4 protein-coding genes are annotated in these 11,987 nt (G+C 32.1%); all 4 read left to right on the top strand.

What is annotated here, in order from left to right; all coding sequences use genetic code 11:
- Positions 1–57 precede the first annotated feature (57 nt).
- A complete protein-coding gene (locus MC378_RS01810) occupies positions 58–4,098 on the top strand; it encodes a T9SS type B sorting domain-containing protein (protein ID WP_242177004.1) in 4,041 nt (1,346 codons plus the stop codon).
- 219 nt (positions 4,099–4,317) lie between these two features.
- Entirely contained in the window at positions 4,318–6,921 is a 2,604-nt protein-coding gene (locus MC378_RS01805) for a T9SS type B sorting domain-containing protein (RefSeq protein ID WP_242177003.1), read from the top strand.
- A gap of 111 nt (positions 6,922–7,032) precedes the next feature.
- Positions 7,033–9,774 (top strand): T9SS type B sorting domain-containing protein, encoded by a 2,742-nt coding sequence (locus tag MC378_RS01800; RefSeq protein ID WP_242177002.1) that lies wholly within the window; start codon positions 7,033–7,035, stop codon positions 9,772–9,774.
- 29 nt (positions 9,775–9,803) lie between these two features.
- The gene (gene uvrB, locus MC378_RS01795) at positions 9,804–11,792 is read left to right on the top strand and encodes an excinuclease ABC subunit UvrB (RefSeq protein ID WP_242177001.1); all 1,989 of its coding nucleotides are present in this window, start codon (positions 9,804–9,806) and stop codon (positions 11,790–11,792) included.
- Positions 11,793–11,987 lie beyond the last annotated feature (195 nt).

Below are 11,987 nucleotides of genomic sequence, written 5' to 3'. Positions count from 1 at the left end.
TTTTATTAGCAAATAGTTTTAAGTTATTATTATTTTAGCTTTTTACAATCTAAATACATGAAATTTTTTAAAAATATAGTACCCCTTTTATTTTTTATTTTTACAATAAGTATATTCTCACAAAATGGTTCACCAACATGTGATGGTGCAGAACCTGCATGTTCAGACGCAACTGGTGTCAAGATATTCCCAAATGTAACTGGGGTCGCAAGTCAAGGAGATTTTGGTTGTCTACAAGATTCTCCTAACGGAGCTTGGTTTTTTATAAAAGTTGATCAAACAGGTGAATTAAAATTTAATATTATACAAAACACACAATTTGACACGAATGGAAATCCAATCGGTTCTCCAATTGATGTCGATTTTGTTGCTTGGGGACCTTTTGATAATCCTGACTCAAATTGTACAACTTTAGCAAACAGATGTATTGGGGGAAATTGCCCTGATAATACAGCTGATCCAAATTTTTACATTAATGATCAAGATGGTACTAATATTATAGACTGTAGTTGGTCTAATCAATCTGAAGAAAGTTTTACTATACCAAATGCGGAAGCTGGTAAATATTACGTGCTTCTTGTTACTAATTGGGCTCCTGCAGGTAGTCCTGGAACTGCAGGTTTTATCAAATTAGAACAAACTAATTTTGGAGAAGCTGGAGCAGGTATTACAGACTGCTCTATTATTGTAGGAGAATTAGGCGAAGACCAAAATGTATGTAAGGGTACTCAAGTAGATTTAGATGGTACTCCAGCAACAGGAACCGTAGATACTTATGAATGGCAATTAGACACAGGTAGTGGTTTCACTACCATTGCAGGACAAACTAATGCTACTTTAGAAATAACCAATGATATTTCTGGTATTTACAAAGTAATTGTTACAGATACAAATGGAGCTATAGGTCAAGACGAAGTAGAAATCACATTTTCAGAAATCCCAGTTGCAAATCAACCTAATGATCGTTCTATTTGTGATGCATCTGGTTTTCATCAATTTGATTTAGATACAGATATCACACCTCAAGTTTTAAATGGTCAATCTGCAACAGAATTCGAAGTTTTGTATTTCAACTCTATGGCAGAAGCAACCGCAAATGTTACAGGTACAGAATTAGCAAGTCCATATACAAATGCAACAGCTTTTCAAGGAGAAACTATTTATGCTAGAATTCAAAACAAAAACAATGCAACTTGTTTCGATATGACAAGTTTTGATATACTAGTAAGTGACATCCCTGTTCCTGTGCAACCTACAGAATATCGTTTATGTGATGATACTGCTAGTGGTTCAGATATTGACAATAAAAGTCTCTTTCTATTAAGCACAAAAGATGCTGAGGTTTTAGGTACCTTAGATCCTTTACAATACAATGTGTCTTATCATACCTCTTTGGCAGATGCACAAACAAGCAGCGCTACAAACCCTATTGATAAAAACAACGGATATGAAGTAACCAACTCGCAACAAGTATTTGTTCGTGTAGAAAATGTAGACAATACCAATTGTAATGCTATTTCTGACGATACTGCAGGAAGTACTTTTATGTCTTTTCAATTAATTGTAGATCCTTTACCTGTAGTCAATACAGCTCAACTTATTCAATGTCATAACAATCCTGATTTAACAACAACGGTTAATTTAAAATTAGCAAATCCTAATATTTCTACGAATCATACAAATGAAGTTTTTAGATATTTTCCTACGCAAGCAGATGCTATTGCTGAAAGTAATGAAATAACGGGTACAGACATAGAAACATATCCTGTTACGGCAAATGGTGAAGCTTGGGTTAGAGTCATTTCTTCACAAAATTGTTATCGTATTGCTAAAATTGAAATAACGGTAAACTTTAGTGCTGATCTTAATACCCTATTCCCTTTTAATGATACATATACACAATGTGATGATTTCTTAGATGCTGACGGTAATGATACGGCTGCTAATTCTGATACTGATGGAATTTCAACATTTGATTTTAGTGATGCTACCAATGATATCAAAGCATTATTCCCTGCTGCTTCACAACCTGATTTAGAAGTCTATTATTATGAAACTGATGCCGATAGAGATGCTTCTATTAATGATATCAATAGTGAAATTGCCAATCATAGAAACAACAACGATCCTACATACGCACATAATCAAACTATTTATGTGAAAATTGTTAATAAAAACAACAATGGTTGTGCCGGAACTGCTAATATCTTTTTACAAGTAAATTCTGTACCTGTTGCCAATATTCCTTCTAATTTTGAATTCTGTGATGATGCTATTTCTGGAAGTACTACTGATGGAGAAAACATTGGAATCAACCTTCGTGATAAAGTTTCTGAAATTTTAGGAGTAACTCAAACTGAAGCTGATTATATAGTAACATTTCACACTTCTCTTACAGATGCGAATGATCTTTCTAGTAACGGAATTGCAAACGATACCGACTTTAGAAACTCAGCGCCTGCTGGATTTACTACTGGAGATGTGAGTGAACAAGAAATCTTTGTTAGAGTACAAGACAGAAGTGCAAACCCTACTTGTTACAACGCTAACAGCGCTTCTTTTAAAGTCATTGTCAATCCATTACCTGTCGTTACTGCAATTACGCCTTTACCTTTCTGTGATATTCCTAACGCTACAGATGCAGATCCGAGAAACAGAATTGCACAAAACATCGATTTAACTTCCAAAGTACCAGAAATATTAAATGGTAGAACAAATCATAGGGTTGCTTTTTATACATCATCACAAAATGCAATCAATGGTGGACCGGAAATTGTTAATACAAATAATTATGAAAATGATCCTGCTTTAACAACCTTCCCTGCTGACTTTAACACAGATGATCCTGGTTCGCAAACCATTTTCTATAAAGTAATCGATCAAACAGGAACGCAATGTGAATCGGTATTTGCTACTTTTAATTTGTTGATTTATCCTGAACCTAATATCCCAGTAAACATCTCTAATTATACAGATTGTGATAACACTTCTGACTCTTTTAATGATGATGACAATGGTATTAATGGAGACATCTCTTTAAAAAATAAAATCCCTGAAATTCTTGCCAATTATCAACCAAGCGAGTTTAACGATTTTAGTGTAACTTTTTATACATCTCTTGCGGATGCTGAATCTGGAGATACATCACTTGCTTTAAATGAAGATGCCTATCAAAATGCTTCTAACAACGAAACCATTTATGTGCGTGTAGAAAATGTTAAAAACACACCGATTGTATGTGTGAACACAAATTTGTCTTTCAACATCAATATAAAACCATTACCTAGCTTTACAGTGATGGGAGAAGAAGGCATAGACGATCCACAAATAATTTGTTTAAATAATTTACCATTAACTCTTGAAGCGGAAAATCCGGGAGCTATTTATGATTATCAATGGACCGATGACACTGGTAACCCATTAGGAAACGCAAGTACTTTAAATGTTACAACAGGCGGTAAATACATTGTAACGGCTTCTGATCAATCTCCTGACGGATGCTCTAGAACCAGAACTATTATTGTAAAAGAATCTAATATCGCGGTCTTAGAAGAAAGCTTTATTACCATTATTGACGAATCTAATAATATTGGTAGTCAAGATAATATCTCTATTTACATCAATACTATTGACAATGATTTAGGGCCTGGTGATTATCAATTTGCTATCTTTAATAATGATAATAATGTAAGAATCCCATCTATTGGATTCCAAGACCAACCTCTTTTTGAAAACTTAGAAGGTGGTATTTACACCATTATTGTAAATGATAAAAATGGATGTGCGCCTGATACTACTTTATTAGTCTCTGTGATTCAATTCCCTAAATTCTTTACTCCTAATGGTGATGGTACAAATGATACTTGGCTAGTAAAAGGAGCTAATCAAACCTTCTACCCTAATGCTAAAATAAATATCTTTAATAGATTTGGTAAATTAGTTGCACAAATACCTATAGATAGTCAGGGGTGGAATGGTGCTTATGGAGGAAAAATACTCCCTTCTGATGATTATTGGTACGACATAACTCTCGTTCCTGCAAATACAAACAAACCGACAATACACAAAAAAGGAAACTTCTCTCTGTTGAGAAAATAAGAAAAATTATATTTATTAACATAAAAAACTAAAAAGAAGGTACATTTATCATTATTTTTAGTTTTTAAAATAATAATCCTGAAAAAAAAAATTTACATATTATTAACATTAATAAGCCTCAATGTTTTTTCTCAAAGAGAAACTGATTATTGGTACTTTGGTGATAAAGCTGGATTGCATTTTAATGCAGGAAATATAGACGTTCTAAATGATAGTCAAATGACTGTTTTAAGAGGTTCTTCTAGTATTTCAGATCCTCAAGGAAATTTATTATTCTATTCAGACGGAGAAACTATTTGGAATAAAAATCACGAAATAATGATTAATGGAGAGGGTTTGTTTGGTGATCTAGGAAACACACAATCTTCAATCATAATACCAAAACCAAACAGTACCAACACTTATTATATTTTTACTACTCAAAAAGAAGAAAAAAGCAACCCTTTAGTTTATCCAGGTATTTATCACTCAGAAATTGAATTTTCTAATACATACCCTTTAGGAAGAGTAAAGTTTAAAAATATGAGAATTGCTAACTCTACAACCAATAAAATCACAGCTGTACATCACAAAAATGGAGAAGATATCTGGGTAATTAGCTACGGTAGCGATTCTTATCAAGGTGTAAATGATATTTTTTATGCTACATTAATTACAAAAGATGGTGTTAATAGATCGCCTATTAATTCTCAAATTGAACATTTAAAATTTAACACAAGTCTTCCTGGAGAAATGAAAGCTTCTCCAGATGGCAGTAAAATAGCATTATATAATGATGGTGTTATCTATCTATTAAATTTTAATAACGAAACTGGAGAATTAACTAAAAATAAATTCACGACCATTGCAGAGTTTGTAGGCGGATATAGTAGTTATGGCTTAAGCTTTTCTCCTGATTCTAAACTTTTATATTATTCTGCTAACTACGCAGATCGTAATGGAAGTAGCTACAGAATAATGCAATTACCTCTAGATCATCCTGATGAATACTATAAAGGAGAACCTATATTTATTACAGAACCAAATAGGTTGTCTGCTTCTATAAATTTAGGATCAGATGGTAAAATATACGTAGCTCAAGTATTCTACGAAAGTCTTTATGATGAAAATGATACCTATCTTGGCTTTGAATTTTTACCAATTAAAACCATTGGAGTTATAAACGAACCAAATAAGTTAGGAGTTGCTGCAGATTATACCCACGATGTAATCAATTTAGAAGATGGATTTTCTTTTAGAGGTTTACCTAACTTTATTCAATCTTACTTTAGAAACAGAATAGTAAGCGAAAATACATGTGTTACAGATACTTTTCATTTTAGCCTTGATGCATACAATCCCATAACAGCAGCTAATTGGGATTTTGGAGATGGTAATGGTTTTACGTCTACAGATCTTAATACTAGTTATCAATATGCAACTCCAGGAAAATATATAGTTACATGTATAGTAACTATTAACGGAACCGATATTCCTTTTTACAAAGAAATAGTGGTATATCCTTTACCAGAAGTAACTCCAGATCAAGAGTTAATTCAATGCGACATAAATAATGATGGTGTAGATTATTTTAACTTATTTAATATTGCAGATAAAGTTGTTAGAAACCCAATTAATACAAATTTTATCTTTTACAGAAATAGAACCGATGCAGAGAATAACCAAAACAGCATTGCAAATCCTGAAGCTTTTGAAAACGAAAGCAATCCGCAAGAACTATTTGTAAGAGTAATTTCCGATAAAGGTTGCGCAAGTATTACCAACTTTTTTATTGAATCTAAATTTGTTTCGCTAGGTAATATTGATGAAATGTTTACCTGTGATAGCTCTGACCAACTTAACGGAGATTCAAATGGAGCTTTCGATTTAAGAGAAAAAAGAAGAGAAATTAGACAAAACTTTAGTTTAGATAATACAAATAAAATTCGTTTTTACCCTACCTTAATAGACGCACAAACAACTAGCAATCTTCTTCCAGAATATTTCATATCACCTTCTACAACAATCTATGTTAGAGTTGATAATGATTTAGGCTGTGGAGGTATGGAACCTATTAGTCTTACGGTAAACACAGCTCCAATTATCAACCTAAATGATAGTTATACCATATGTGATATTCCTTCACAACACCCTCCTATTATTTTAGATGGAAATTCTTTTAACCATAGATACGAATGGAAAGATGAAAATGGAAATATCATCAGCACAAACAGAGAGTATACTTTAAATACAACAGGAAATTTTAGTTTGACTGCATATAGAACCGAAAATGGCATAGAATGTTCTAGTGATAAAGAATTTACAGTCATTAATCCTGATGCAGCTATTTTTAATCAAATAATTGTAGATACAGAAACAGAAAACAACACCATTTTTGTAAGTCTTAATGGAAATAGCAACTATGAATTTTCTTTAGACAATACATCCTTTTTTGGCAATGGTTTAGATTACACTTTTAACAATGTTAATCCTGGTTTAAGAACCATTTATGTAAGAGATTTAAATAATTGTGAACCTCCTATACAAACAAATGTCTCTGTTATTGGATATCAAAAATTTTTCACGCCTAATGGAGACGGTAATAATGATTACTGGAACGTAAAAGGTTTAGATAGTACTTTCTTTAAATCTGTGAAAATAATTATTTTCGATAGATTTGGAAATATTGTTCATACCATAACAGAATTTGGCACTCAAGGTTGGGATGGAACTTATAATGGAAAATTATTAACGTCTAATAGCTATTGGTTTAAAGCAGAAATTGTAGACTTAGAAGATAACCATATTAATGAATCTGGAAATTTTAGTTTAGTTAGAAAATAACACCATTTTTCATACGTTTTGTATAGTATGAAATTTATATTAATAATAAGAGCTTATACTTTTAAAAGAGTTTCATTAACAATAAAGGAGTTTTTATAAATTAAACATGAAATGAAAAAATCTACTTTATTACTACTACTTTTAATTATCAATTATAATTTGTTTTCCCAAAACGAAACAAACAATTGGTATTTTGGAAATAAAGCGGGGTTAGATTTTGACCAAGGAGATGTACGCGTTCTAGAAGATGGAGTAATGGATACACCTGCAGGATGTACAACAATTTCTGATAAAAATGGAAATTTATTGTTTTATACTAACGGAGAAACTATTTGGAACAAAAACCATACCGTAGTAGATGATGGCTCAGGTTTAACAGGGCAAACCACAAACATGCAATCTAGTTTAATTATTCCTAAACCTGGGAGTGATAGTATTTTTTACATATTTAGAACTAGAAGCGAAAACTCTACTCCTGATAATTTAGGAAACTTCTTTGCTCCAGGAATTTATTTAACCGAAATAGAAGTATCAAATAATTTTCCTCTTGGAAAAATCATTAGAAAAAATGCCTATTTAATTCACTCCGCATCATCAGAAAAATTATCGGCAGTTCATCATAAAGACGGTAAATCTATTTGGTTAGCTACTTTAACCAACCCAGATGAATCTGATGAAGAAGCAATGAATAATTTGGCAATCTATAAAATTGATGAAACAGGACTTGTCTGGATTCCAATTAGAACTGTTTTAGACAACCCCATTCCAGCATTAGGTACAATGAAATTTTCTCCCAACGGAAAAAAACTTGCCATTGCAGGAAAATCGAGTAATAACTATACTAGATATATTTACTTATATGATTTTGATAATGCTACAGGTCAATTAACAGAGAACTATAAAATTAGCCCAGATCCTTTTGGAGCAAAATTCTTACCAAATGGAATTGAGTTTTCTCAAAATTCAAAAATGTTGTACTACATGTATACAAATAGCTCTAAATCTATCTCTGGTGTTATACAATACGATTTAACCCCAAACCTAAGCACAGATCCTAAAACTTACCTTTATTATGAAGAGGGTTTAATAGATGGGTCTTTACAATTAGCAAATAACGGTAAGATATATGTTACGCTATCATATTACGGAGATGAAGAAGGAGAAACCATATCAGGAGATTATTTAGATGTAATCGAAGAACCAAATAAAGCTGGTTTTCAAAGTAATTATAGACATCATGCAATAAATCTTAATTCTGGAGCTTCCAATCTTGGTTTACCAACGTTTATACAGTCTTATTTTGCTTCTAGAATAATCACAGAAAATAAATGTATTGGAGAATTAATTTCTTTTGAGGCAGAATCTTTTACTGATATTCAATCTATTTCTTGGAATTTTGGAGATGGAAATACCTCTATACAATTAAACCCAAGTCATTTATATGGAGCAAGTGGTACTTATACTGTAAAAGCAGAACTTACACTTCATACAGGTGAAATTATTACCGTTTACAAAAAAGTTACTGTTTATCCTCTACCTGATGTAATTCCTAATGAAAGATTAGTGCAATGTGATACAGACAACAACGGTGTAGATTATTTTGATTTGTTTGATATTGGTCCTAAAGTGGTAATAGATGTCATCGATAAAAGTTTTGTTTTTTACAGAAATAGAACCGATGCAGAAAATGACCAAAACAGTATTGCAAATCCTGAAGCTTTTGAAAACGAAAGCAATCCGCAAGAATTGTTTGTAAGAGTAATTTCTAAAGAAGGCTGTGCTAGCATTACCAACTTTTTTATTGAATCTAAATTTGTTTCGTTAGGTAATATTGATGAAATGTTTACTTGTGATAGCTCCGATCAAACAAACGGCGACTCCAAGGGGGCTTTTGATTTAAGAACAAAAAGAGCTCAAATTAAACAAAATTTTGGTTTAGATAATACAAATAGAATTCGGTTTTACCCTACCTTAATAGACGCACAAACAACAAATAATTTGCTTCCAGATAATTTCATTTCACCTTCTACTACAATCTATGTTAGGGTAGATAATGAATTAGGTTGCGGAGGTATGGAACCCATAAAACTTACGGTAAACAAAGCTCCGATTATCAATCTTAGTGATAGTTATACCATATGTGATATTCCTTCACAACACCCTCCTATTATTTTAGATGGAAATTCCTTTAACCATAGATATGAATGGAAAGATGAAACCGGAAACATTATCAGTACAAATAGAGAATATACATTAAACACCATTGGTAGTTTTAGCTTAACCGCTTATAGAACCGAAAATGGTATAGAGTGTTCTAGCGATAAAGAGTTTACGGTTATCAATCCAGATTCGGCTGTTTTTCAAGAAATAATTGTAGATACAGAGACAGAAAACAACACTATTTTCGTAAGGCTTTTGGGGAATAGTAACTATCAATTTTCATTAGACAACATAACTTTTTTAGGCAATGGCTTAGAACATACATTTAACTATGTAAATCCAGGAGTTAGAACAGTATATGTTAGAGATATCAATAATTGCGAACCTCCAGTACAAACCAATGTATCTGTAATTGGTTACCAAAAATTTTTCACTCCAAATGGCGATGGAAACAATGATTATTGGAATATCAAAGGTATAGATAGTACTTTTTTTAAATCTGTGGAAATAATTATTTTCGATAGATTTGGAAATATTGTTCATACCATAACAGAATTTGGAACTCAAGGTTGGGACGGAACTTATAACGGAAAATTATTATCGTCTAACGGTTACTGGTTTAAAGCAGAAATTACAGATTTAGAAGATAACGTTATTAAAGAGTCTGGAAATTTTAGTTTAGTTAGAAAGTAATAATCTTTTTTCAACCTGTATTTTACCCTATGGAATTTAAACTAGTATCAGAATTCTCTCCTACAGGAGATCAACCACAAGCTATAAAAGAACTCGTTAAAGGGATAAATGAAGGAGAAAAATTTCAAACTTTATTAGGAGTTACGGGTTCTGGAAAAACATTTTCTGTAGCAAATGTTGTCAAAGAAGTAAAAAAACCAACTCTGGTATTAGCTCATAACAAAACATTAGCTGCGCAATTATACTCAGAGTTCAAACAATTCTTCCCAGAAAATGCTGTAGAATATTTTGTTTCTTATTATGATTATTATCAACCAGAAGCATACATTCCTGTTACGGGAACCTATATAGAAAAAGATTTATCTATTAATGATGATATAGAACGTCTGCGTTTAAGCACCACTTCTTCCCTACTTTCTGGGCGTAGAGATGTATTAGTCGTTGCTTCCGTATCTTGTTTATATGGTATAGGAAACCCAGTCGAGTTTAAGAAAAACGTAATTCCTATTCATGTAGATCAACAAATAGCCAGAACAAAATTTTTACATCAATTGGTTCAAAGTTTATATTCTAGAACCGAAGTAGAAATTAAAAGCGGAACCTTTAAAGTTAAAGGAGATGTCGTTACCATATATCCTTCGTATGGAGATAATGGATACAGAGTGCATTTTTTTGGAGATGAAATTGAAGAAATAGAATCTTTCGACTTAGAAAGTAACACTGTTTTAGAAAACTTTCAAGAACTTACTATTTATCCAGCAAACTTGTTTGTTACCTCTCCAGATGTCTTGCAAAATGCCATATATATGATTCAAGAAGACATGGTAAAACAAGTAGATTACTTCAAAGAAATTGGCAAGCACCTAGAAGCAAAACGTTTAAAAGAACGTACAGAATTCGATTTAGAAATGATTAGAGAGTTAGGTTATTGTTCTGGTATAGAAAACTATTCTCGTTATTTAGATGGTAGAGAACCAGGTACGAGGCCTTTCTGTTTATTAGACTATTTTCCAGATGACTATCTAATGATTATCGATGAAAGTCACGTAACAATTCCACAAACACATGCCATGTATGGCGGAGATAGAAGCAGAAAAGAAAACCTAGTAGAATATGGGTTTCGTTTACCTGCTGCTATGGACAATCGTCCTTTAAAATTCGATGAATTCGAAGCAATTCAAAATCAAGTAATATACGTTTCTGCTACACCAGCAGATTACGAGCTAGAAAAAACAGAAGGTGTTTTTGTAGAACAAGTCATCCGACCTACTGGTTTACTAGATCCCATAATAGAAATTAGACCTAGTTTAAATCAAATAGACGATTTAATTGAAGAAATTCAAATAAGAGTAGAAAAAGACGAACGTACTTTAGTTACAACTCTTACCAAAAGAATGGCAGAAGAATTGACAAAATACTTAACAAGGGTTGCCATACGCTGTAGATATATACATTCTGATGTAGATACTTTAGAGCGAGTAGAAATTATGCAAGATTTACGTAAAGGGTTATTCGATGTTCTTATTGGTGTTAACCTTTTAAGAGAAGGATTAGACTTACCAGAAGTATCTTTGGTTGCTATTTTAGACGCAGATAAAGAAGGTTTTTTACGATCTCACCGTTCTATAACGCAAACCGTTGGTAGAGCCGCAAGAAACGTAAATGGTTTGGCTATTTTATATGCCGATAAAATAACCAACAGCATGCAAAAAACAATTGATGAAACAGATAGAAGGCGAGAAAAACAAATCGCATACAACACAAAAAACAATATCACTCCTACTCAAATCAATAAAAAGATAGATGATACCTTATCTAAATCTGCTGTTTCTAGTTATCATTACGACAATGCAAAACAAAAAGCTGCAGAACAAGATTTACAATACTTACCAAAAGAAGAAATAGAAAAACGCATTAGAGACACCCGTAAACAAATGGAAGCCGCAGCAAAAAGCTTAGACTTTATTGTAGCAGCACAACTACGAGACAAAATTGCGCTATTAAAAGAAAAACTATAAATTATTGTAATAATGAAGAAGTCAATTACATTTTTTTCTTATTAACACTCATAATAAGCACTTACTCACAAGATAAAAAAATACTTTTTTCAAACGAAAACTTAAGTACACTTACCAAAGAAGAATATAAAAGCAATCTTTCCAAAATAAAATTCTATGAATTCAAAATTAAAAATATTACAATATTTTCCTTTT

Origin of the sequence: Polaribacter marinus, from assembly GCF_022662535.1 — a bacterium.
Lineage (GTDB): Bacteria > Bacteroidota > Bacteroidia > Flavobacteriales > Flavobacteriaceae > Polaribacter > Polaribacter marinus.
Note: the sequence above shows the minus strand (reverse complement) of the source record. Positions and strands in the feature narration are given on the sequence as shown.

Excerpts from the sequence above, each read along its gene's own strand:
- MC378_RS01800 (WP_242177002.1), top strand. The coding sequence starts at position 7,033 with ATGAAAAAATCTACTTTATTACTACTACTTTTAATTATCAATTATAAT.
- MC378_RS01810 (WP_242177004.1), top strand. The coding sequence starts at position 58 with ATGAAATTTTTTAAAAATATAGTACCCCTTTTATTTTTTATTTTTACA.
- MC378_RS01805 (WP_242177003.1), top strand. The coding sequence starts at position 4,318 with ATGACTGTTTTAAGAGGTTCTTCTAGTATTTCAGATCCTCAAGGAAAT.
- uvrB (WP_242177001.1), top strand. The coding sequence starts at position 9,804 with ATGGAATTTAAACTAGTATCAGAATTCTCTCCTACAGGAGATCAACCA.